This is a genomic window from Flavobacterium sp. PL002, from assembly GCF_054165825.1.
This window is the reverse complement of record NZ_CM135110.1, coordinates 2,761,516-2,785,851: the sequence shown is the minus strand read 5'-3', so window position 1 is coordinate 2,785,851 and position 24,336 is coordinate 2,761,516. Positions and strand designations below refer to the sequence as shown.

General features: G+C 32.4%; 28 protein-coding genes. 26 read left to right on the top strand and 2 right to left on the bottom strand.

Annotated elements, in window-relative coordinates:
• The first annotated feature begins 29 nt into the window (after positions 1-29).
• From ACVEGE_RS12160 to ACVEGE_RS12075, 18 genes are all read left to right on the top strand, one after another.
• Entirely contained in the window at positions 30-983 is a 954-nt protein-coding gene (locus tag ACVEGE_RS12160; RefSeq protein WP_192500341.1) for a T9SS C-terminal target domain-containing protein, read from the top strand.
• A gap of 119 nt (positions 984-1,102) precedes the next feature.
• A complete protein-coding gene (locus tag ACVEGE_RS12155) occupies positions 1,103-2,374 on the top strand; it encodes a DUF445 domain-containing protein (RefSeq protein ID WP_192500340.1) in 1,272 nt (423 codons plus the stop codon).
• A gap of 231 nt (positions 2,375-2,605) precedes the next feature.
• Positions 2,606-4,468 carry an ABC-F family ATP-binding cassette domain-containing protein gene (locus tag ACVEGE_RS12150; RefSeq protein WP_173853289.1) on the top strand — a complete coding sequence of 621 codons (1,863 nt, stop codon included), beginning with the start codon at positions 2,606-2,608 and terminating at the stop codon, positions 4,466-4,468.
• A gap of 203 nt (positions 4,469-4,671) precedes the next feature.
• Entirely contained in the window at positions 4,672-5,268 is a 597-nt protein-coding gene (locus ACVEGE_RS12145; RefSeq protein WP_192500339.1) for a hypothetical protein, read from the top strand.
• 12 nt (positions 5,269-5,280) lie between these two features.
• Positions 5,281-5,505 carry a hypothetical protein gene (locus ACVEGE_RS12140; RefSeq protein WP_192500338.1) on the top strand — a complete coding sequence of 75 codons (225 nt, stop codon included), beginning with the start codon at positions 5,281-5,283 and terminating at the stop codon, positions 5,503-5,505.
• Between the two features lie 207 nt (positions 5,506-5,712).
• Positions 5,713-6,129 (top strand): hypothetical protein, encoded by a 417-nt coding sequence (locus ACVEGE_RS12135; RefSeq protein ID WP_192500337.1) that lies wholly within the window; start codon positions 5,713-5,715, stop codon positions 6,127-6,129.
• Positions 6,130-6,134: 5 nt separating this feature from the next.
• Positions 6,135-6,863 carry a hypothetical protein gene (locus ACVEGE_RS12130; RefSeq protein ID WP_192500336.1) on the top strand — a complete coding sequence of 243 codons (729 nt, stop codon included), beginning with the start codon at positions 6,135-6,137 and terminating at the stop codon, positions 6,861-6,863.
• 218 nt (positions 6,864-7,081) lie between these two features.
• Positions 7,082-7,801, top strand: coding sequence for a hypothetical protein (locus tag ACVEGE_RS12125; RefSeq protein ID WP_192500335.1), 720 nt, complete (start codon positions 7,082-7,084; stop codon positions 7,799-7,801).
• A gap of 219 nt (positions 7,802-8,020) precedes the next feature.
• The gene (locus ACVEGE_RS12120) at positions 8,021-8,587 is read left to right on the top strand and encodes a hypothetical protein (RefSeq protein ID WP_192500334.1); all 567 of its coding nucleotides are present in this window, start codon (positions 8,021-8,023) and stop codon (positions 8,585-8,587) included.
• 200 nt (positions 8,588-8,787) lie between these two features.
• Positions 8,788-9,486 carry a hypothetical protein gene (locus tag ACVEGE_RS12115; RefSeq protein WP_192500333.1) on the top strand — a complete coding sequence of 233 codons (699 nt, stop codon included), beginning with the start codon at positions 8,788-8,790 and terminating at the stop codon, positions 9,484-9,486.
• A 73-nt stretch (positions 9,487-9,559) separates the two neighbouring features.
• Positions 9,560-11,083 carry a carboxypeptidase-like regulatory domain-containing protein gene (locus tag ACVEGE_RS12110; protein ID WP_192500332.1) on the top strand — a complete coding sequence of 508 codons (1,524 nt, stop codon included), beginning with the start codon at positions 9,560-9,562 and terminating at the stop codon, positions 11,081-11,083.
• Positions 11,084-11,313: 230 nt separating this feature from the next.
• Complete coding sequence (locus ACVEGE_RS12105) at positions 11,314-11,937, top strand: hypothetical protein (protein WP_173853295.1); 624 nt, start codon at positions 11,314-11,316, stop codon at positions 11,935-11,937.
• 258 nt (positions 11,938-12,195) lie between these two features.
• Entirely contained in the window at positions 12,196-12,876 is a 681-nt protein-coding gene (locus tag ACVEGE_RS12100; protein WP_173855527.1) for a TIGR02117 family protein, read from the top strand.
• Positions 12,877-12,900: 24 nt separating this feature from the next.
• A complete protein-coding gene (yiaA, locus tag ACVEGE_RS12095) occupies positions 12,901-13,305 on the top strand; it encodes an inner membrane protein YiaA (protein ID WP_173853297.1) in 405 nt (134 codons plus the stop codon).
• Positions 13,306-13,511: 206 nt separating this feature from the next.
• Complete coding sequence (locus ACVEGE_RS12090) at positions 13,512-14,033, top strand: MepB family protein (RefSeq protein WP_192500331.1); 522 nt, start codon at positions 13,512-13,514, stop codon at positions 14,031-14,033.
• Between the two features lie 411 nt (positions 14,034-14,444).
• Complete coding sequence (rlmD, locus tag ACVEGE_RS12085) at positions 14,445-15,857, top strand: 23S rRNA (uracil(1939)-C(5))-methyltransferase RlmD (RefSeq protein WP_192500330.1); 1,413 nt, start codon at positions 14,445-14,447, stop codon at positions 15,855-15,857.
• A 79-nt stretch (positions 15,858-15,936) separates the two neighbouring features.
• Positions 15,937-16,458, top strand: coding sequence for a DUF6452 family protein (locus ACVEGE_RS12080; RefSeq protein ID WP_192500329.1), 522 nt, complete (start codon positions 15,937-15,939; stop codon positions 16,456-16,458).
• Complete coding sequence (locus ACVEGE_RS12075) at positions 16,430-17,284, top strand: DUF6048 family protein (protein ID WP_173853301.1); 855 nt, start codon at positions 16,430-16,432, stop codon at positions 17,282-17,284. The genes ACVEGE_RS12080 and ACVEGE_RS12075 overlap by 29 nt, the downstream gene beginning before the upstream one ends.
• A gap of 160 nt (positions 17,285-17,444) precedes the next feature.
• Here the strand turns inward: ACVEGE_RS12075 and ACVEGE_RS12070 are convergent, their stop codons facing one another.
• Positions 17,445-17,681: a hypothetical protein gene (locus ACVEGE_RS12070; RefSeq protein WP_173853302.1), complete on the bottom strand. Its 237-nt coding sequence runs from the start codon at positions 17,679-17,681 to the stop codon at positions 17,445-17,447.
• Between the two features lie 162 nt (positions 17,682-17,843).
• On the bottom strand, positions 17,844-19,025 hold the full coding sequence (locus ACVEGE_RS12065) for a THUMP domain-containing class I SAM-dependent RNA methyltransferase (protein WP_173853303.1): 1,182 nt from the start codon (positions 19,023-19,025) through the stop codon (positions 17,844-17,846).
• Between the two features lie 150 nt (positions 19,026-19,175).
• Between ACVEGE_RS12065 and ACVEGE_RS12060 the strand changes: the two genes are divergently transcribed.
• From ACVEGE_RS12060 to ACVEGE_RS12025, 8 genes are all read left to right on the top strand, one after another.
• The gene (locus ACVEGE_RS12060; protein ID WP_192500328.1) at positions 19,176-19,940 is read left to right on the top strand and encodes a class I SAM-dependent methyltransferase; all 765 of its coding nucleotides are present in this window, start codon (positions 19,176-19,178) and stop codon (positions 19,938-19,940) included.
• 59 nt (positions 19,941-19,999) lie between these two features.
• Positions 20,000-20,668, top strand: a complete 669-nt coding sequence (locus tag ACVEGE_RS12055) for a ZIP family metal transporter (protein ID WP_173855521.1) — start codon at positions 20,000-20,002, stop codon at positions 20,666-20,668.
• A 72-nt stretch (positions 20,669-20,740) separates the two neighbouring features.
• On the top strand, positions 20,741-21,559 hold the full coding sequence (gene murQ, locus ACVEGE_RS12050) for an N-acetylmuramic acid 6-phosphate etherase (RefSeq protein WP_192500327.1): 819 nt from the start codon (positions 20,741-20,743) through the stop codon (positions 21,557-21,559).
• Between the two features lie 67 nt (positions 21,560-21,626).
• Positions 21,627-21,848, top strand: a complete 222-nt coding sequence (locus ACVEGE_RS12045; RefSeq protein WP_173853307.1) for a DUF6095 family protein — start codon at positions 21,627-21,629, stop codon at positions 21,846-21,848.
• A complete protein-coding gene (locus ACVEGE_RS12040) occupies positions 21,848-22,420 on the top strand; it encodes a pentapeptide repeat-containing protein (protein ID WP_192500326.1) in 573 nt (190 codons plus the stop codon). Before ACVEGE_RS12045 ends, ACVEGE_RS12040 begins: the two co-directional genes overlap by 1 nt.
• 4 nt (positions 22,421-22,424) lie before the next feature.
• Complete coding sequence (locus ACVEGE_RS12035; protein ID WP_192500325.1) at positions 22,425-23,000, top strand: DUF1572 family protein; 576 nt, start codon at positions 22,425-22,427, stop codon at positions 22,998-23,000.
• Between the two features lie 7 nt (positions 23,001-23,007).
• Positions 23,008-23,385 (top strand): DNA topoisomerase IV, encoded by a 378-nt coding sequence (locus ACVEGE_RS12030; protein ID WP_173853310.1) that lies wholly within the window; start codon positions 23,008-23,010, stop codon positions 23,383-23,385.
• A 41-nt stretch (positions 23,386-23,426) separates the two neighbouring features.
• Positions 23,427-24,197 (top strand): TerC family protein, encoded by a 771-nt coding sequence (locus tag ACVEGE_RS12025; protein ID WP_173853311.1) that lies wholly within the window; start codon positions 23,427-23,429, stop codon positions 24,195-24,197.
• The last annotated feature ends 139 nt before the right edge of the window (positions 24,198-24,336 follow it).

Below are 24,336 nucleotides of genomic sequence, written 5' to 3'. Positions count from 1 at the left end.
AATCTTCAAAAAAAAGTACTTTTGAATATATGAAAATCATTGCCCTACTCCTATTCTTTTTCTCAATACCAACCTACGCTCAAATAGCTGGTTGCACTGATCCATTATCTAAAAACTACAATCCCTTAGCTACTATCAATAATGGTAGTTGTAAATACCGATCCATTAAATTGAAAGCTTTGTATTCCAACTTACTTCCAGAAAACTTAAAAGAAAGTTCGGGTTTACTATTTTACAATTCTTTGTTATGGACATTCAACGACAATAGTGACAAGACTCTTTATGCGATAGACAACATTGGAAATAACAAACAAAAAATAAAACTAGAAAAGGTAGTAAATAAAGACTGGGAAGAAATTTCGCAAGACAGCTCCTATATATACATTGGTGATTTTGGGAACAATGTTTCTGGAAACCGTCAAGATTTACATATTTTAAGAATTAAGAAAAATACGCTCGAATCTACGAGTCCGAAAATAGACACGATTTCGTTTAAATATTCAAATCAAAAAGATTTCGCAGCTTTAAAAGCTAATAATACCAACTTTGATTGTGAGGCATTTATTGTCATGAAGGACAGTATTTATCTATTTACAAAACAATGGAAAGATAGCAAAACTAGTGTTTATGCTTTACCTAAAACACCCGGAAACTATATTGCACAATTCAAAGAAACCTATAGAGTTAAAGGTTTAATTACTGGCGCAACTTATAGTCCAGAACAACAAACTATTGCTTTATGTGGCTATAGTAAAACCTTGCAACCTTTTATTTATTTACTCTACAATTACAATGAAGGTAACTTCTTTAGTGGAAATAAAAGAAAAATAAAACTTAAACTCCCTTTTCATCAAGTCGAAGGAATTACTACCCAAGATGGTTTGCATTATTACCTCACGAATGAAAAATTCATTAGAAAACCATTTATTGATACCCCACAAAAACTACATCAATTTGATTTGACTTCTTTTCTGTCGCAGTAGCATCATCAATAGTTTTAATATTAATTCTATTATAAAAAAACGGTTCGTTTATCAACTATTCCACAATAATTACTTACATTTCTACTACTTAAAAAGTCTTTTTAAAAATATAACAAAACATGAAAAACAATCTCGGATCGATCTCTTTGCTTATTGCCTTTGGAGGTCTTGTATTTTTTGAGGTACTATTGCGTTTACACATTCTAAACCACCAAGCATGGAAAATAGTTACAGCTGGTTTTGAAGCGGCAACTATAGGCGGGTTTGCCGATTGGTTTGCTGTGAGTGCTCTTTTTCATGAAATCCCGATTCCGTTTGTACGCAAGCACACGAATATCATTGCCAAAAACCGAGAAAAACTTACCGAAGGAATTGTGGATTTGGTAACCAATAAATGGCTTTCTCCAGATGTAATTGCCGAAAAATTAAATGAAGTGGATTTAGCTAAAACCATTTTAGACTTCATGCAACAACCTAAAAATCAACAAAACGCGATTATTTTCATTCAAAATATAGTTTCCAAGTTCACTACTGAATTAGATAATCCAAAATTTGCAGCTGCTTTGCAAAAAATACTTCGAGAACAAATTGCCACGATTGATCTAGCTACTCCACTCGGCAAATGGCTAGAAAAATCCATTAAAAACGGCGATCATCATCAAATTTGGGAGTTAATTATTGACGAAAGTTCAAAATCGATTACTAATCCAGAGACAAAAAAATTATTAATATCAAAACTTAAAGACGCAGCAGACGAATACTCTGATAAAGGATTTTTCAAAAAAGCGACCTTATTTATAGCGGAAAAAAGCGGTGGAATTGATTTAAATATAATCGCAGATGAACTTCTTGACAAAGCAAAAGAGTTAATCTCAGAAGCAAAACTGGATGTCAATCATCCCATTCGAACCAAATTTGACAACTGGATTCTTGAATTTGCTCAAGAGCTAACTTCGGGCGATGAGAAATCAACTTCACTAATCCAGAATCTAAAAGATCGTGTTATGCAACATGTAGAAGAGGAAAAACTGATACATACGTTATTGAGTCGCGCCAAAGCAACTCTTTCGACCCAGTTAGAAAACAATGACACTTCATTAATGCAATTCTTGATTTCTAACCTAAATAGGATGTTAACCGATTTGCAAGAAGATGTAGCGGCACAACAAAAAATAAACAGTTGGATACGAGAAACCATTTCAGAAATGTTAGTAAAATTCCATAGCGAAATAGGAAACATGGTTCGTTCTAGTATGATGAAACTAAACAACAAAGAACTAGTGGAGCAAATTGAGGACAAAGTGGGCAATGATTTGCAATACATTCGTTTGAATGGTGCCGTTGTTGGCGGTTTAGTGGGTATTGTACTTGCTTTACTAAAATTGCTTTAATCTAACATTCAAACGACTTTATTATAGTTGCTTTTTCTTCTAGAATTTGATTCTAGCAACCTCAAAGTTGCTGAATTAGAGAAAGTTCTTCTTTGCAAATAATTTTAACCTAAAAATAATAAACTACCTTTGCACGGTGGTTTTTTTTATGGCGGTATTTAATTAGAAATCTAGTTATAAATCGCTACGTAAAAAACCACCTAATCATAACAAATACAATTAGTTACACGAATGAATTATTTATCAGTTGAAAATATCTCGAAATCATTTGGTGAGAGAACGCTTTTTGAAAACATCTCTTTTGGAATTAGTAAAGACCAAAAAATTGCCTTTATAGCTAAAAATGGCTCGGGAAAAACCACCATAATGAGTATCATTAATGGCTTGGACGAATCGGATACTGGACAAGTAGTTTTGAGAAAAGGAATCAAAATGGCTTTCTTATCTCAAAACAACAATCTACAAGACGAGCTAACCATTGAGGAAAGTATTTTTGCCTCAGATAATGAAACGTTGAAAGTAATTCAAGCTTACGAAAAAGCATTGGAACACCCAGAAGACGAAGAAGCATATCAAAAAGCTTTTGACGGAATGGACCAGCACAATGCATGGGATTTTGAAACTCAATACAAGCAAATTTTGTTCAAATTGAAGTTGGAAGATTTCAAACTAAAAGTAAAAAACCTTTCGGGTGGACAACAAAAACGTTTGTCTCTTGCTATTATTTTGATCAACCGTCCAGACTTATTGATTCTGGATGAACCTACGAATCACTTGGATTTAGAGATGATCGAATGGTTAGAAGCTTATTTTGCCAAAGAAAACATTACGCTATTCATGGTAACACACGACCGTTTCTTTTTGGAGCGTGTTTGTAACGAAATCATCGAACTAGACAATGGAAAACTATATTCCTACAAAGGAAACTACTCTTACTATTTAGAGAAAAAAGAAGAACGCATTGCCTCTGAAAATTCAAGTGTTGATAAAGCTCAAAACTTATTTGTAAAAGAATTGGCATGGATGCGCCGTCAACCAAAAGCGAGAACGACTAAGTCAAAATCGCGTCAGGATGATTTTTACGACATTAAAGAAAAAGCACAAAGTCGCCGTAAAGAAAATAAAGTCGAACTTGAAATCAACATGGAACGTATGGGAAGCAAGATTATCGAGCTTCACAAAATCTCTAAGAAATTCAAGGATCATGTGATCATGGATAATTTTAGTTACGACTTTCAACCGGGAGAACGTATTGGAATCATCGGGAAAAATGGAACAGGAAAATCAACATTTTTGAATCTATTGACTGGAGCGCTTCCGCTTGATGGTGGAAAAGTGGTGATTGGAGAAACTATAAAAGTAGGGTACTATACGCAAAGCGGAATCAACCCAAAACCAGGACAACGCGTTATTGATGTCATTAAGGAATACGGAGAATTTATTCCGTTGATGAAAGGAAGAATGATCTCGGCGTCACAATTATTAGAGCGTTTCTTGTTTGATGCTAAAAAACAGTACGACTTTGTGGACCGCTTAAGCGGTGGAGAATTAAAACGTTTGTATTTGTGTACTGTTTTGATTCAGAATCCTAACTTCTTGATTCTAGATGAGCCTACTAATGATTTAGACATTGTTACGCTTAATGTATTAGAAAGTTTCTTATTAGATTACCCAGGTTGTTTATTAGTGGTTTCGCACGATAGGTATTTCATGGATAAAATTGTAGATCACTTGTTCATCTTTAGAGGTGATGGTGCTGTCGAAGATTTCCCTGGGAATTACTCTGACTTTAGAGCGTATGAAGACAGTGCAGATGTTGCTCAAAAAGAAGAAAACAAAGCCGAAAAGAAAGACTGGAAACAAAGCAACCCAACAGGAAATTTAACTTTTAACGAGCAAAAAGAATTTCAGAAACTGGAACGCGAAATAAAAGATTTGGAAGAACAAAAAGCTAAAATTGAGCTTTTATTCTCTGAAGGAAAAGTAGCAGAGGCTGATATTGAGAAAAAAGGAAAGGAATTGCAAAACCTCATCAATAAAATGGAATCTAAAGAAGAACGCTGGTTTGAATTAAGCGCCAAAATGGAAGGATAATTTTCATTTCATAAAGAGGCTTCAACATAAGATACCGAAATTTAAAGCTATTCTTATTTTTAGTTAACTTTAGCTAATAAAATAACAACCCCAACATTTTTAGCAGCAATGCTCGAAATGTTGGGGTTTCTTTTTTTTATTAAGTAAAACTACTTTGATTCCTATGAAAACTAACAACGAATTAATAAATAATATCACTAAAAGTGGGTATTGCAATCTTAGTTTATAAAGTGTTTATTTACAAGCACGTAAATAATATCCTAAAACATGAATGTTTTGCTGTTATTTGCGAGTTAGCAGAAATTTATAGAAAATCCGATGAAATCATGACCAAAAATGCAAATCCATATTGGTATAAATTAATTAAAGTCTTAAAAGAGAATAAGACGATTTCGACAGGTTTAACGATTCCTTATATTTTTGGTGCATATGAAATTTTAGGACAACCATTTTCAGATATTGAAGAACTCATAAATCATATACTTGAAAATCCAATTGATAAATACCCACTTATACAAAAATGCCATGTAATTGAGCAAGATGTATTAATGGTTGAGAGAAAGGAATATTGTAATAAATACTCCAAAGCGATTAAGTTTGAAAATAATGATAGAAACAATATATTATTTATCAGTCCTAATACAGATTTAGGAAAAACTCTTGATAAACTTAACTCGAACTTGACGTCATTATATTTAAATCCAATCAAAAGAGAGCATTATTCTTGGGACAATAAAGCAAAAGAATGGAAAAAATTCTCTGACAAAGAAATTGAAATTATAAAAAAATTAACCAATTAAAAATTAAATTATATGAAAATTATCACAAGAGTATTTCTAGATGGAAAATTTATAAGTCAAGATGAAATCAAACAGAGTGGACAAGTAAATAGACTTCCTGATTCTGAAGTAATTGCAAAAAATATAGATAAATTGAGAAATAGCGAAGAAAATGTTTGGGGATATCTTATATTAATTCATGAAAATGGAATTTCAAATTCACCATTATCAGAGAATGATTTGATTATCAATATTTAAACTTCTGCTAACAACCGTTACAAGATATTTGGGTTTTAGGCTGAATTTAAAGATGGTTTTGTACTTGGAAAACTTGTGCATAATGGAAAAAACTCGCATCTTTAATCCCAAACATCTTGTAGCGCCAAGACGTTGGTGGCAACTCTAGCGCACTGCACGACCGACATCACAAATTTAAACATTTAATAAACGACAAAAAAATAAACTATGGCTGACGGAACATTAAGCATCGGACTTCTAAAAGATGTTGCTGACCTATTTGAAAGGTTACAATCAACGATTATGTTGACCGCATCTGAAAAAAATGAAATTATTGAAAGTGTAAGTGTTGCTGTATTACTCACCGAAGGTGTTTTTGGAAAACGCAAAAACGGCTCACGACATATCACTCAAAATCCAGAAGTTGCCGAGGCGTGGAGAAAAGCAGGAATTTCAATAATTAAATATTTACCTAACGAACATTTAGGAACATGGCTCCAAAATAAAGGTGAAGCGTGGGCAAATCCTCACAAATGGGAAGCAGGAATTTTGGAAAAAAATAATTTACAAATTGAAGAGATTAAAAAACGAATTCCTCAAATGACTTCAACAAGAAGAAAGTTTTTTAGACCAAAAGATATTTAAACTAAATGAATAAAGCTCATTACATAATTTTTCATCCTGACCATGGACGTCAGCAAACACCTGTTCAAGCAATAGCAATGGCTCAAGGACAAGTTTTGAAAAATTGGGGCGGAAATATTTATGTTGACAGAATTGGAATTGGTAACGAAGACCCATTTGTTTTTAATGACCCTTGGCTTTATTCGTATTGTCATGCTTCTCAGCTTAGAAGAAATTTCAGACAGAACAACAACTATTTGCAAGTCGGTTCAAAAATATTTTTTGTTAGCGGACAGCAAGCAGACAAAGGATTTCTAACCATTGACACAGTTTTTCTTATTGGTGGTGTTCAACCTTGGGACAATAAGTCAACATTACAACTTCCAGTTAAATATCAACACCACTTTCAAGACAACATGTCAATTTTATGGAGGCGACATTTTAGATTTCCATTTCATGGTAACCATGACACTGTTTCTCATACATACGAAGCAGAACTGTGGCAGAAAAATAAAACTGACTTTTCATTTCTTCCATTAGACGAAAACAATGAAAGAGTTTCAATTCCGTTTGACAAATTTTCAAACGACCTTCTGAATAAAATAGCAGGAAAAGTAAAAGGAAAATATCCTGTATTGCTTTCTGACAAAGAGCTAAATATTATTACGACACAAATAGAAAAACAAGTAGCAACAAAAATTTTAAAAATTATTACAAGTAAATTGGTATTGACTTCTAAAAAGGCGAGGTGCTAAATGGAAAGTACAAATCTTCGGACCGACAGAAGAGCAGCCGCTAACAGCACCTACCCAAAAGGCGGGGTTTCGTGCTTCGCAGACACATTTTTGGTAGCCGAAAGTTCAGTTCTCCGAATGAAGTTTGGTGGTACAAATCCCGCCCTTCGGGTAGTTGCAAACCTTTAGCAGCCATTATACGAGAAACGACACATAATCAACAACATAAATCAATAATAATGAAAAAAAAGAAAGATTTGCCACTTGCAATTTTAAAACCATTAGAGCCATTTGTCAATCTTAAAGGTGAAAAATTTGAAGTTGTTGAACCTAAAGAAAACTTACTCAAAGTTATCGATAAAGATTTAGATTCCATTTTTCATTTTACAATTGAAAAATATCAAAAAGGAAATAACGGAACATTTCAATTTTTAATGACCAGAATACCAAGAAACATAAACGACCACGGAGTATATCAGACTTGGGTTGATGTTTCAGGTTTAACATCACAATTTGAAACTTGGTTAGGTTTACTTGATGAAAATGTAAATTCATTTTTTGATGACCCAATAACAGAATCTTTTAAAGAAGAATTTTACGCTGAATTTGAAATAATAGAAGATGACGCAGAAAAGAAACCGTTAAATACCAAACAGATTTTATTATTAGATAATTATTTAGACAATGTAGAAAACAAACTTTCTGAATTTATTACAAATAAAAATTCAGAAGAAATTAAAGATATTCAAGAAGAAATTATCTTACTTCGTGAAAATCTGACTACAAAATCTAAAAAATGGGTTATAACAAAACTTACTCAAATTTGGGCTAAAATGGCAAAACAAGGAACTAACTTAATAAAAGAATTTTTAACAGAAACAAAAAAAGAATTAATTACACAAGGAATAAAAGGCTTAATAGACATTGTAACAGAAAATGGACATAATCTATTAAATTAAAAGAAATAACGGCTGCTAACAGCGGTTTTGCGAGATTGCGAAATAAGTGCAAAATTCACATTTATCTTTCGCGAGAAATTTTATCTTAGTGAAAAATAATCGGTTACGAAGTTCGCCACTTCTGCAAGCGGCGACACGTTGGTAGCAAGCGCCGAGCAGAACGGAAAATTAAACTTGTAACAAATTCTAAAAACATACGTCTATTATTAAAAATAAAATATGAAACCAAAAAATATTTGTCTAGTTGGATTGTCTTTTTTTATAATAAGTTATATAATGTTTTCTCAAAGTTCTAAATTAGAATATTTTAAAAAACCTGTAGATTTTGCACATTGGTTTAACTTAATTGGAGCAGTGTTACTAATTTCATTCAACAAAGTTTTCCCTAAGAATAATCTTAATACTATAGCGTCTTTTTTAACAATTTTAGGTGTTATTGCCCATATAGGTCTTTGTACTATTGACTTCATAATGTGGAGTTTTGGAAATAATGAAATTGCAAAAGCTGAATTAAGCAATCAAATAAGTAATACCCCAGCTATTTTATATCCTTTTGTTATTATTGGTCCATCATTGCTCTTCGTAGGCTTGTCTGTCCACGCATTAAATTTTATCAAAACTAATACAGTAAGTTCTTTAATGGTGGTTATTGGAGCCCCTTTAGTAGGTATTTCTTTTTTCATATTAAAGAATGGAAATCTAATGCTTATAAGTTGTGCTGTTTTCGCTTTAGGCTTAGTTTTACTGCTTAATGCAAATGAAAACAGAAAAATAATAATGGAATAAATGCCAGCTACCAACAGCCGGCGAGATTGGCGGTTTAGTGGAATTAGCGTTTTTATCATATCTTCGTTTCGGCAGAAAATACTTTACTATAAAGTCCCCAAACTGGCCAAGCGTCAAGACGTTGTGCAACATTATAAACCGAAACGGAGAATTCAATAAACTAATATTAACAGCTAAAGTCAAAACTACAAAACAAAATTATGCAAGACGAAATAATAAAACATACAAAAAACATACATGGAGCTATGAGTAATAAAAACAAAATGAAAAACATTTTTTTAGGATTAGTAGCTTTAATATTATTATCTAGTTGCGCAGTAAGTCGAAAAGTAAAATATGATGGGTTAAAACTAGACTTATTTGATATAAAAAATAAAAATATTGATTTAGCACTTCTAGATCATAGAGAAGCTGTTATTGATGGTTCAAGAAAACCTGATTTTGTAGGTTATATGAGAAGTAACGTTGGGATAGCTTTTCCTATGGGAACACAAAGCAAAAATAACTTTATGTATGATTTGTCAAATAACATTGTTAATTCATTGAAAAGATTTGACATAGTAGTTACAAATTTAGATACAAAATGGCAAGATGAAGAACAATCTGTAAAAACACAGCTTTTAAGCTTAAATGGAGATAAAAAAGTACTTCTAGTTTTTGATCAATTAAATACTGATGGCTATATGATACAATTTTTATATTATAAAATCAATATGTATGTATACGACAAAAATGGCGTTCTCTTGAAATATAAAGCAATTGACGGTAAAGAGAAATTAGGTGGAAATGTTGCATTTGGAGCAGGTTCATATAAAACTTATATGCCAGATGCAATTTCTAAATTATTTGAAGATATTTTTAAAGATCAAGAAATATTAGAATTAATCAACAAAAATTAAAACATACACGAACCAACACATATCTCCCTAACCCCCTTCGTTAGTCGTCTTCACTACAAAACACTGTTCATTTATGAAAACAAAGATATTCAGTACACTTTTCACCCTTTTGATGGTTCAATTTGGGATTGCTCAAAACATTCGTGCCAAAATTGTTGATGCAGCCACAGGCGATGCGGTTCCGTATGCAAATATAAGAGTCAATGAGTCGGAGAACTTGGTTTCTAATGGTGAAGGCTATTTTTCACTTTCGGAGAATAACAGTCAAGATGAGACGCTACTTACCATCTCTTATCTAGGTTACGTCAATCAGCAATTGACGGTCAGTGCATTAAAAAAATCAAATTTCACCATTACACTTACGCCTGGTATTTTTGAACTTAGTGATGTTAATGTATCGAACGAAAAACCAAATCCTTATGAAATCATGGCTAATGTAAAGGCAAATTTGAGTCAGAATTACACCACTGGTGAAAAAGGATCCAAAGACATGATTTTTTATAGAACCTCAGATTATTTTACACCAACGATCATGGATATCGAAATTGATAAATCAACAGGTTTTAGTAAAGAAGGATTAAATAAAGTAAACAAGGATGTGCAAAAATTTGCAAAAAAAATAATTACTAACCCACTAATATCTTTTACAGACGTGCTTTGTAACTATTATTCGGTTAAGACTAAGAAAGAGAATAAGTTTGTTTTTAACTCCAAACTAGATGTTTTAAAAGCGACTATTTTAAAGAGTGAAGGCCAATCGACATCTTTAGACGATCTCGAAAAAAAAGCCAAAGAACTAATGGTACAACATCTTGACACCACTAAATTTTATCGCATAAAAAGCGGCCTTATAGGATCACGCGATACCATCTCGTTTAGTAAAGAGTATAATGAAAAAAATGCTGTGCATACTAAAGCAAAAAATGAATTAACGACCACTAAAAGCGAACTTGATGATTTTATGTATCGTAATAATTTTTTAAGTAAAAATAAATTTGATTTTATACAAAAACCGGAGCTATATGACTATACTTTTGAAGGTACGACTTACACTAAACAAAATGAATTTGCTTACGTTCTAACTTTTAAACCTCGTAAAAGCAAAGCCATGTATGTGGGTAAACTGTATGTCTCAGAAAATGATTATGCTGTTTTACGTGCTGAATATGTACTTGATGAAGGCGAAAAGGTGCATAATATAAACTTGAAATTCTTACTAGGTATTAAAATGTCTGAAAACGTGAGCAAAGGAACCATCATTTACAACAAAAGAGCTGAGGACGATAATTACTACTTACAATATGCCGCAACAGAAAATGGTCATTATATGTATGTAAAGCGTCCTTTAAAATTGATAGAATTGGCTAAAGGGGAGAAAGATGTACTGGCTCTTGATTTTAAAGTAGAAGCCACTACCCGTAAAAAAATAGAATTCCTAAACATGTCTCGCTCGGCTACTACAGTTGCCGCTATTGATAAAATTAAGGAAGAAAACTTTAAATACCTAACGATTAAAGCGTACGACCCAAAAATCTGGAAGGATTATAACGCCATAGAACCTTTGCAAGAAATGAAGCAGTTTAAGGCGGTGAATTAATTTTTTTATCTTTTTCATACCACAGATTTTAAAAATTAGTACCGATTATTTATAAAACTATTAATACTAATTATCACTGTTTAGAAAATTATTTAGATTATTCGTCTTTACAATTATTAATTGAATCTAATATTAATTTCCGTAGATTTATTAAATATTTTAAATTTGACTAATACGTCGCTAACAAATTAATAGAATAATAGATATAAATTGACTAAAACCCATAACCTATGAAAACTACTTTACCATTTTTAATTGTTTTCATTCTTACAAACATTTTTACAGTACAAAGCCAAAAAAAAGAGTTTTACGCAAATGATAATTTAGAACAAATCAGTAAAACAGAATTCGAAAATAATACAGGCGATGACTATTTAAAATTGAAATTTGACGTTGATTCAGTGTTTGTAAATATTAGCACTAAAAGAATTAAAAAAGGAAAAATTAATGAAATTCAATTAGAAGCTATAAAATCTACTTTAGCTTTAAAAGCTACCAATTTTAATGAAAATGATAAAATAGTAATCTATTACTATCCAGGTAAAGATGTTTGTAATAGTGGTGGTGATAAAGAAATGACAAGACAAAACTTTCAATCTTACTTAAAAAAGCTAAAGAAGCATCCCAAAATTAAACAATTCTTTATTTACAAATCAAAAGATGGAACTGAAGAGTATGGCGATATTAAGTGGATAGAAGATGCTAATAAATTAATAGAATCGCTATTTCTTAAGATACATTACCCTTGTAATAGTATTGTTATAATTGATAATAATGGTAACTATTACGCACATCGTGGTGAAAGCAACATTGACGAAGTTTTTGAAGTTTTGAAAAAGAACTTTAAAAACTAGAGTAACACATTTTTCATCATCACTTGTTGATAGCATCAATATCGTTTAAACATAATTCAACAATTTCTTTTTGATTAAACCTTCATAAACCTTTTTAATGCAAATGATCTATAGTCATAAATTTCACCACTTTATTTAATACAACACCGTTTTTACTATCCTTAGGTCTTTTATATGTAAGTAATTTTATATTAATTATTTTTTTGTTTCAAAAAAAAAGTTACTTTTATCCCCTTATAATTAACAAAGCTGTTTTATATGCAATTAAAAAAAACATTACTAATTGTCTCTAAAGTGATATTGGGTTTCTTGGTTTTCATTGCTTTTTATCTTGCGGCTGGCTATTGCTTATCGAGAATTACGGTTGATGCTGAACCTGATAGTAAAAAGGAAGTTGCGATATATATATTGACAAATGGAGTGCATACTGACTTAGTTTTCCCTATAAAAAACGAACAGTACAATTGGAGCGAGCAAGTAAAATTCTCAAATGCTACTGCTGTAGATTCAAGTTTTAATTATTTAGCAATGGGTTGGGGAGATAAAGGATTTTATCTGGAAACTCCTGAGTGGTCTGACTTAAAATTCTCTGTTGCTTTCAAAGCTGCTTTTGGTTTAAGTACCACCGCAGTTCACGCCACTTATTACAAAATAATGAAAGAGAGTAGTAGTTGTAAAAAAATTATGATCAGCCAGGAACAGTACACACGTCTGGTAAACTACACGGTTAATAGCTTTAAAAAAGACAAAGACGGATTTTTTATGCACATAAAAACAAATGCAAATTATGGCAAAACCGATGCTTTTTATGAAGCAAATGGCAGTTATAGTATGTTGCACACTTGTAACACATGGGCAAATGAAGCCTTAAAAAAAAGTGGCCAAAGAGCGTGCTTATGGACGCCGTTTGACACCGGAATTTTCTTAAAATACAAATAACTAACAAACTAAAAAGATTAAAAAATGGTTCAAAAAACATCAAATGCATTTGTAGCTGCTTCATGGATAGCACTAGCCGCTGGGATTGTAGGTTACTTAGTAGGACTAGCTAGAGCCGAAATGTTATTAAACGAAAAAGGGTATTATTTTACCGTACTTATGTTTGGGCTTTTTGCGGTGATTTCATTACAAAAAAGTGTTCGTGATAGATTAGAAGGGTATCCTGTAACTGATATCTACTATGGAATTTGCTGGTTTGGAACAATTTTATCAATTGCCCTATTAACTGTTGGATTAGTAAATGCAACTATTTTACCTAGTGAAAAAGGATATTACGCTTTTGCCTTTCTACTGGCTATTTTTGGTGCTATTGCGGTACAAAAAAATACCAGAGACAACCTAGCTCCAGCAACACCTAATTCAAATTAGGAAAAACTACGCTATCCTTTTTTTACATTCTCTACTTTTCATGAGAGTATAAATTCCCCAAATAAAGCCATAATAACGCATCATGTTATTGTGGCTTTTATTTTTATCTAAAAATTCAAATTTAGGTTGTTTAAAATATCCTATAATCATTGCAAAATTTAAGACTCAAAAACTAACTTTGAAATTTAACAACGCTATCCTTAATTATGCCTACCGAAAAAACCGTTATAGATTTACTACCAAAGCAATTGAAAGTAATAAAAGAAGCTTTCTACGATAGTAATAAATTGAAAATTACTCAACTTACAATTAATGCTGAAAGTAAGGAATACGAAGCTTGTGCATTTTTACTGAACAACAAAAAGGTTGTTTACCGTCAAGCGAAAATTACGCCAACTAAATCAGGCCAATTCGTTACCATCTGGAAGAGAAACTCGGCTGGAATTACAGCTCCTTTTGACGAAGAAGACGATTTTGATTATTTTGTAATTACCGTTATAAACAATGAAAAAATAGGACAATTTATTTTCCCAAAAACAGTGCTTAACGCCAAAGGAATCATAAGTCATAATAGTAAAACAGGAAAAAGAGGGATGCGTGTTTACGCTCCTTCGGATGCTATTTTTAGCAAACAAGCAATACAAACTCAAAAATGGCAAGCTGATTTCTTTTATGTATTAACAGAGGAGAATAGCGCAGTTATGAAATCTTTTCGAGAATTATTTTGAGTTATCCTATTTTATCTTTTTGTGAATTCCATTACAATAATACTATTGTGAAGTATTATTACTAGACTAGAATTTAGGTCCAAATCTATTTTCAACTTATCTACTCCATTTAATAGCACTCATTATTATAATTGACGTTTTTTAATAAATTATTACTGATTGCTCAACAACTAAATAATACCCAACTCCCCTGCCCCTGATTGCAGCGTAAAACCCGCAGTATTGCTGGCTTAGATAATCCTTGCTTGTAAAGAGCGACCGCAGGAAGCTCCTTTATAAGTTTAGGGTTACTGCCAGTAATGCGAGGATTTGTAGCGTAAAGCAGGATGAGGCTCAAATAAATAACACTTCTTTTTGAAAATATTTCCTAATTTGAATTTATAAAAGTTTACAAACGCTTATTTTTGCGCTATGGGAAGAAAAAATACAGACAAGGTTGTCTTTCATCAAATAAAAGTCCTTGATGCAGGTGCAAAAGGCGTTTCGGTAGCAAAGGCTCCGGATGGTAAGGTAGTGTTCATACCAAATGTGGTACCAGGTGATGTGGTAGATGTGCAAACTTTTAAGAAACGCAAGTCGTTTTATGAAGGAAAAGCAGTGCATTTTCATGAATTATCTGAGCATCGTGTGGAACCAGTTTGCGAGCACTTTGGTGTTTGTGGTGGTTGCAAATGGCAAAACATGAACTACACGCAGCAATTGTATTACAAGCAAAATGAGGTTTTGAACCACTTGCAACGCATTGGAAAAATTGAACTTCCTGATTTTGAACCAATTTTAGGATCAGAGAAAAAGTTTTTTTATAGAAACAAAATGGAATTTTCATTTTCTAACAGCCGCTGGTTGACTGAAGCTGAAATTGCGAGTACCGAAGATTTAGGAAATAGAAACGCATTGGGATTTCATATTCCGAAAATGTGGGATAAAATCTTGGACATTAATAAATGTCATTTACAAGAAGACCCTTCAAACGCAATAAGAAATGAAGTTAGAGATTTTGCTAATGCAAACGGACTAACTTTCTTTAACCCTAGAGAGCATTCTGGCTTGTTGCGTACTTTAATGTTACGTACAGCATCGACTGGAGAAATCATGGTATTGGTTCAGTTCTTTGAAAACGATAAAGCAAATAGAGAATTATTATTAGATCATTTATATGAGAAATTCCCTCAAATTACTTCATTGCAATATGTAGTAAACAGTAAGGCGAACGATACATTATATGATACTGATATTAAACTATACAAAGGTCGTGACTATATCTTGGAAGAGATGGAAGGATTAAAATTCAGCATTAATGCCAAATCTTTTTACCAAACCAACTCAGATCAAGCTTACGAATTATACAAAATCACTAGAGATTTCGCTGGTTTAACTGGAGAAGAAGTCGTTTATGATTTATATACAGGAACGGGTACTATTGCTCAGTTTGTTTCTAAAAAAGCAAAAAAAGTTATTGGTGTCGAAAGTGTTCCTGATGCAATTAAAGATGCTAAAGCAAATGCAGTCCGCAATGAAATTACAAATTGTGAGTTCTTTGTAGGAGACATGAAGGTTGTTTTTAATGACAGCTTCATCGCACAACACGGACAGCCAGATGTGATTATTACAGATCCACCAAGAGACGGAATGCACAAAGACGTAATTGAACAAATCATGAAAATTGCTCCTGCAAAAGTGGTTTATGTAAGTTGTAACTCAGCTACGCAAGCGCGTGACTTAGCCTTGATGGATGAGAAATACAAAGTAACACGTGTGCGTCCTGTGGATATGTTTCCGCAAACACATCATGTTGAAAATGTAGTGCTTTTAGAAAGAAGATAGCTAGTAATTAGTAGAAAGTAATTAGTTTCAAATTTGTGCTAATTACTTTTTACTGATCACTAATCACTAAAAAACAGATATGAAAAAAACAATTCTTTTAGTACTGGCAATGGCTTTTACTTTCTCTAGTTGTGAGAAAGATGACATTTGTGATGCTGATACAATTACTACGCCTAGATTAGTGATTTCGTTTTATGACTTTGCTAATCCCTCTACTTTGAAGGTGGTTAATAATTTAGCTATTATAAGTGAAGGAAGAACAGACCTAGTGACTTTTAGCGGAAGTACTTCTATTAACGGTAGTACCGTTTCGGTGCCTTTAAAAACCGATGCCGATGTAACTTCTTATCGTTTTATATTGAATTATGAAAGTACTGTTACACCAGTAGAAAACGAAGATGTCATTACATTTAATTATACTCGTGATAATGTTTTTGTTTCTAGAGCCTGTGGTTATAAAACAGAGTTTATTTTAGATCCTGTTACTCCATTTGTTCATACTGATGTTGCTACGACTGATGGTAAGTGGATTAAATATATTTACGTAAAAAAGAGTACTATAACTAACGAAAATGAAACACACCTTGAAATATATTTTTAGTATTTACCTTGTTTTTTCGATCTTGGTTATGTCAGCACAGGAGACTACTGCTAATAAACCCATTCAGGTGCAAGCTCAAGCAGATACTACTGTAGTTCCAAATAAGAAATACAAAGACATTCGTGAATTACCTGAAGCCGTTAGTAAAGACACTGTAACTACTTTTCAAAAAACAAATAGGTACGGACTACGCGTTGGTATTGATTTATTTAAAGTAACTCGTGCTTTATATGACAAAGATTATAAAGGAATTGAGTTCACAGGAGATTACCGACTGACGAAGAAATACTTCTTAGCTGCTGAATTAGGGAACGAAAATAAAACTACGGATGATGACCGAGTAAATTTTACCACTAAAGGAAGTTACTTAAAAGCTGGTTTTGACTACAACGCGTATGAAAACTGGCTGGATATGGAAAATATTATCTCCATAGGTTTACGTTATGGTTTTAGCTCTTTTAGTCAACAGCTTAACTCTTATAAAATATACAATTCGACTCCATATTTTGATGAAATTCCTGAAATTGCTTCTGGACAAAAATATAACGGACTAAGTGCTAGTTGGGTTGAAGTCGTTGCTGGAATAAAAGCAAAAGTATTTAATAATGTTTTTGTAGGTTTCAGTTTAAGACTAAATACTTTAGTTACTAATAAAAAACCTGACAACTTTGACAATTTATACATTCCAGGTTTCAACAGAACCTACAATGGAAGTTTTGGTGTTGGTTTCAATTACACCGTTTCTTATTTTATTCCTATTTATAAAAAGAAAGTCTTTCCGGTTTTTGATCCAAAGAAACCAAAACCACCTACTCCCAAAAGATAATTTTAAGTAAGCACAAATTATTAAAGACTTAAACTACTATTATAAATCCTACTATTTTTAGAAATCAAATACTAGTTAAAGAAGCTATGTTAAAACACAAAAAAAGGAGCTAATTATAATTCTATAATTAGCTCCTTTTTTATTTTTAGTTCAAAAACAGTTACCCTATTTCTTTCACGTCTTTGATTAAAATCCATTTCATAAACAATTTCTCGCCATCATTGGTTTTAACCGCTTTAAACTTAGGTGATAAAAGCGTTCCTACCACAAATGCAGTAAACGGAATCCAGAATCCCGTTAAATGCGTATAACGTTCTACTAAATAACGAACCGATATAAATAATATCGCAAAACAACCTAGTTGGTATAAAAAAGCTCTAATTTGTAATTTTGTCATTGTATAAGTATATTTTAAAAGTTGCTGAATTACTAATTGCTGAGTTGCTAAGTTAAAAAACAATGATTTGTTTATTTATACTAGACATTACCCTACTTCGTCAATCATCCTCTTTGATTTTAATATAAAATAATCTTTTTTCTATATTTTATTATCTCTAAGCTATTCTTTATTTCCGTCCCCTTCAGTTACTTGAAACTTGGTTCTTTTACTTCCTTCATACATTTCGTATTTCACTAAACGTGCTTCGATGCTAGCATTAAAAAGTTTGATTTTCCTAGAAGGTTTTAATCCTACAAATTTCAAAGCATCAAGGTTACCCGTAATAAACCATGCATTTGTACCTGGATAATTTTTCTTTAAAGTATCGCCTATATTTTTATAGAATTCTTCCATATGAATATCTAACCTTTCATCATAAGGTGGATTAAATACCATTTGTAATTTTCCTTCTGTCGTTTTTTCTGTATCAAAAAAGTTTTGCTCTTCTATGGTAATGTACTCCTCAAGATTTGCATTTTTGATATTGTCTTTGGCTTTTTGCACTGCAGATGGCGCTTTATCATACCCTTTAATAGTATGATGAAACTCCCTAACTCTCTTTAGTAAACTATCAACAATATTATCAAATAAATCATTATCCCAGTCTTTCCATTTTTCGAAAGCAAATTCTTTACGATTAATATTCGCAGGAATATTACACGCAATCATAGCCGCCTCAGCAAGGAAAGTCCCAGAACCACACATAGGATCTAGAAAATCAGTTTCACCATCCCAACCAGCAAGTAATAAAACTCCTGCCGCTAGTACCTCATTAATAGGTGCAATATTAGTCGCAGTTCTATACCCACGTTGATGCAATGAATTTCCTGAAGTATCTAATGCTACTGAAACCTGGTCTCTATCAATATGAATATTGATTCTCAGGTCTGGGTGCGCCTTATCAATACTTGGACGTTGCCCAGTACGTTCTCTAAATTGATCCACAATAGCATCTTTACACTTTTGTGAAACAAACTCTGAGTGGTTAAAGTATTCTGAGTGCACTGTAGCATCAATTACAAATGTTTGATTTGCATTGATAAATTTAGACCAATTCACTCCCGCAACTCCTTTGTATAAAGTTTGTTCGTTATTGGCTTTAAAAGCATAAATAGGTTTTAAAATTTTTAAAGCCGTACGCAAAGACAAATTAGCCTTGTACATAAATCCTTTATCTCCCTTAAAACTCACCATTCGCACGCCTTGCTCTACATTTTGAGCACCTAATTGTTGCAATTCCTTTGCTAATATCTCTTCAAAACCAAAAAAGGTTTTGGCTACCATCTTAAAATTATCTTCCATTTTTACGTATCATTTAATACAAGGTTGCTTAAAAATAAAGCAAGCACTTATAATAAAAATTATATCAATCCGCTTGTATCGTTACGGATTCGTTATTTTTCAGCAAAAATACACTAAATTTGCGGGATAGAATAAATTGAAAAAGAATAAATGTCTGAAGAACAAAAACCCACTACCGTAAATCAAGACCAACCAACTGAAACTTGGTTCAGTTCTTGGTTCGACACACCTTACTATCACATCCTATACAAGGATAGAAATTATAGAGAAGCGCAGGTTTTCATGGATAATCTTACCCATTATTTAAACCTACCTGAAAAAGCAAAAGTACTTGATCTAGCCTGTGGTAAAGGCCGACATTCTATTTACTTGAATCAATTAGGATTTAATGTATTAGGCGCCGACTTATCCGAAAACAGTATTGAGCAAGCCAGCATAAACACTAATGACAGCCTACACTTTGAGGTGCACGATATGCGCGAGCCTTTTGAAGAAAAATACGACGCTATTTTTAATTTGTTTACGAGTTTTGGTTATTTCGAAAATGACGAAGACAACCTAACCACACTTAAAGCAATTAAAGAAAGCTTATCAGAGTATGGTTTTGCTGTAATCGATTTCATGAACGTTACACAAGTTATCAATACACTTGTTCCCGAAGAAACGAAAACTGTAGACGGAATTGATTTTCATCTAAAAAGATATTTAAAAGAAGGTCATATTTATAAAGAAATTGATTTTGAGGATCAAGGTCGTAAATTTCATTATACCGAAAAAGTTAGAGCTTTAACCCTAACTGATTTTGAAGAATTAATGGAAGAAGCAGGGATTTTTCTATTGGATATCTTTGGTGATTATAAATTGAAAAAATTCCACAAAATAGAAAGCGAACGCTTGATTATGATTTTTAAATAGTAATAATCAAACTATAAAACGCCCCTTAAAAGATAACCCAACAACGGTTAAATAAGAAGATGAATTACCTTTTACCCCTATTTTCTGTACTATTAGGATATGTAATTGCTTTGGTTTTAAAACCAAAAAACAAGACAAACCTAAAATTATTATTGGCCTTTAGTGGTTCTTTTTTGCTATCACTAACCGTTATGCACCTGTTGCCGGACGTGTATGAAACACATAATCCCAAGATCGGGGTTTTTATCATGGTCGGAATTTTATTCCAAATCATTTTAGAATTCTTCTCTAAAGGTGCTGAGCACGGACACGTACACGGCCAACCTAACATGGTCCACATTCCATGGTTGTTGTTTATAAGTTTGTGTATTCATGCATTTTTAGAAGGCTTTCCTGTAAGTCACCACCATGATTTAGCCGTAGGAATTGCAATACACCACTTACCTATCGCAATTATTTTGACAACTTTTTTCATTAATGCACATCTTAATAAAAAAGCCATCTTTGCGTTCATGATCACCTTTGCTGCAATGACTCCACTAGGAACCATAGCAGCTGATTTCTTACCACTATTAAACAATTATCACACTGAGTTAACTGCTGTTGTCATTGGAATATTATTTCATATTTCATCAACCATCATTTTTGAAAGCAGCGAAGGACACAAATTCAACATCGCTAAAGTTTCTATGATTGTTTTAGGAATTGCTTTGGCCTATTTTTTATAACTTTGTGCGTGACCCGTAAAATAAAACATACGAACGGACATCACTCAACTGATCCCTCAAAAATATAAAAAAATGACATTTACTAAAACTACAGAACAGTCTTCAAAATATGATCATCTTGAAAAAATGTCAATACAAGAATTATTGACAAACATAAATCAGGAAGACAAAACTGTTCCTCTAGCTGTAGAAAAAGCATTGCCACAAATTGAAAATTTAGTCACTGCAATAGTGCAAAAAATGAAATTAGGTGGTCGTTTATTTTATATAGGCGCTGGAACTTCTGGACGATTAGGTGTTGTGGATGCTTCAGAGTGTCCGCCTACTTTTGGAGTGCCCTTTGATATGGTTGTAGGGATTATTGCTGGTGGAGATGCTGCAATTCGTCGTGCCGTAGAAAATGCCGAAGACAACACCACACAAGCTTGGAGCGACTTACAAGAGTTTACTATTACCGCTAATGATGTTGTAATAGGAATTGCTGCCTCAGGTACCACTCCTTATGTAATTAATGGTTTAGAAAAATGCAATGCACATAATATCACAACAGGAAGCATATCCTGCAATGCTGATAGTCCGCTCTCTAAAACTGCTCAATTCCCAATTGATGTTGTTGTAGGGCCGGAATTTGTTACCGGTAGCTCTAGAATGAAAGCGGGAACAGCTCAAAAATTAGTGTTGAATATGATTTCAACAACCACAATGATTCAGTTAGGAAAAGTAAAAGGCAACAAGATGGTAGATATGCAACTAAGCAATAGCAAACTTGTAGGCCGCGGAATCAAAATGATCATGGACGAAATTCCAGTAAGTCAAGAAACAGCCGCTACTTTATTAACCCAGCATGGTAGCGTTAGAAAAGCAGTAAACGCTTTTTTAGAAAACAAATAGCAACAATCCTTTTTAGCTTTTCAAGTAATTGATTAACTTTAAAACTTCAAATTAAAATAGCTTACTTATGGCAACTAACAAAGTACTTTTATCCAAAGGAATAAAATATTTAGCTTGGGCTTTGCCGTTGCTTTTTATTGGTCCATCCATAATATACAATGCCTTTATAAACAAGCAATCGCTATGGCATTATCTTGTTTTAGCAGTAGGTATTATTGCTTGTATTGGCGCAGTGTACCTTATGTTTAAAGGTTTAAAAACAATGGTAAGCGGTTTATTTAACGACTAATGGAAGCACTTATACACATTCAAAAAACTTTTGATAAAATTAATTTTATTGAAAAAAGAGTAAGCAATAGAGAATTTGAAGATTGCATTTTTAAAAACTGTGATTTCTCAAATAGCGATTTTTCAAACAATACTTTCATGGACTGCCAATTTATAGATTGCAATCTATCGTTAACAAAACTTATTGGAACAAATCTAAAAACTGTAGAATTCATTAATAGTAAGTTGATGGGAATTGAATTTCATACCTGTAATGACTTTTTATTTAATGTTAGCTTTCAAGATTGCGTAATAGACTATTCGTCCTTTACAAATAAAAAAATGCCAAAAACTAAATTCACCAACTGTTCTTTAAAAGAGGTGAACTTTACTAGCTGTAATTTAACCAATACCGTTTTTGATAACTGTAATTTAGACAACGCTATTTTTAACGAAACTGAACTCAAAGAAGTTAATTTCATTACCGCTTACAACTATAAAATTGATCCTGAATTCAACCCAATGAGAAAGGCGAAATTTTCAACACAAGGAATTCCAGGGTTATTAGAAAAATACGATATAAAAATTCAGTAATACTATGGAAGCAACAACATCCTACCTGATTAGTGTAAACAAACAGTTTTCTTATTATAAAACTTTGGGTGAAAAAGCCTTAGAACAATTGCAACCCGAACAACTTTTTGTTAGTGCTAATGAGGATACAAACAGCATCGCTATCATTATAAAACATATGTCAGGAAACATGCTTTCTCGCTGGACAGACTTCCTTACTACAGATGGAGAAAAAGAATGGCGCAATCGTGATGAAGAATTTGTAAACGACTTAATAACTAAAGAAGACGTTTTAACTGCTTGGAATAAAGGATGGAATTGTTTGCTTAATGCTTTAGAAAAACTACAGCCAGAACAACTTTCAACTATTATTTATATTAGAAACGAAGGCCATACTGTCATTGAAGCAATAAATAGACAATTAGCCCATTATGCATATCATGTGGGCCAAATTGTTTTTTATGCAAAACTATTAAAAAACACAAACTGGAATAGTTTAACTATTCCTCGAAATAACTCCCATAGTTATAACGAAATGAAATTTGCCAAAGAAAAGAGCGTCCAAAATTTCACAGATGAAGAAATCCGAAGATTAAAATAAAATAGTTATGAAAAAATTGCTTGCACTCCCTTTATTACTTTTAATTGTTTCTTGCTATAATGTAGAACGCGATTGTAAAAGTTTTAAAACAGGAAAATTTAGATTCGATTATGAAATAGATGGCGTAAAGAAAACTACATTTTTTGAACGTAATGACAGTATCGAAATCGAAACCTTTGAAGGAAAAACAGATACCGCATCAGTGAGATGGGTAAACGATTGTGAATATGTATTGAAAAAACTACATCCTAAAAACATGGCAGAAAAAAAATCAATTGACATGAAAATATTAACGACAAAAGACAATACCTATACATTTGAATTTGGTATGGTTGGAGTTCCCCAAAAGCAAAAAGGAACCGTAACCAAACTTTCTGATTTATAATTTAGCCAAACAAAATATATTAAAACTCTTAACTAACTAAAATGGAAGTATTCTTAAATCCTGATGCTTGGATAGCTTTAATAACATTGATTTTTTTAGAAATCGTATTGGGTATTGATAATATTATTTTTATCTCCATTGCCACAGGAAAATTGCCTGCTGAAGATCGTAAAAAAGCAACAAAGTTGGGCATGTTTTTAGCAATGTTCATGAGAATAGGTTTGCTATTAGGTATTTCCTATTTAATTTCATTAGAAGAACCGTGGTTTACTTTAAATTTTAGCTGGATAAGCGCACAAGTTTCTGGACAAAGTATTATTCTTTTATTAGGTGGCTTATTCTTAATCTACAAAAGCACTAATGAGATTAGGGAAAAAGTAGATGAAAAAGGGCATGAAGAAAAAGAATTAGGTAAAGCAGCTACAAAAACATTTAGCAGCGTAATCTTGCAGATAATTTTGATTGATTTAGTTTTTTCATTTGACAGTATATTAACTGCAGTAGGAATGACAAATGGTGTTGATGGTGCGATATACATTATGATTACTGCCGTGGTTATTTCAGTTTTTATTATGATGCAGTTTGCAGTACCTGTAGGTAATTTTGTTAATACACATCCTTCAATACAAATTCTTGGACTTTCATTCTTAATCCTTATCGGATTCATGTTGATCACTGAAAGTGCACATTTAGCTAATGCAGTAATTTTTGGTAGTCACGTAACCGCAGTCCCTAAAGGATATTTATATTTTGCCATCTCTTTTTCACTATTAGTTGAAGTCTTAAATATGAAAGCTACAAAAAAGAAGTAATTTATTAAGGTATCACTATGTTTTAAAAAAAAATTATAATACCTGTTTTATTAAGTCATATAAAGTCCAATCATATCAATTGATTGGACTTTATACATTTTAGGAAACTCAGATTCTGAAAATTAATAAATTCGAATTA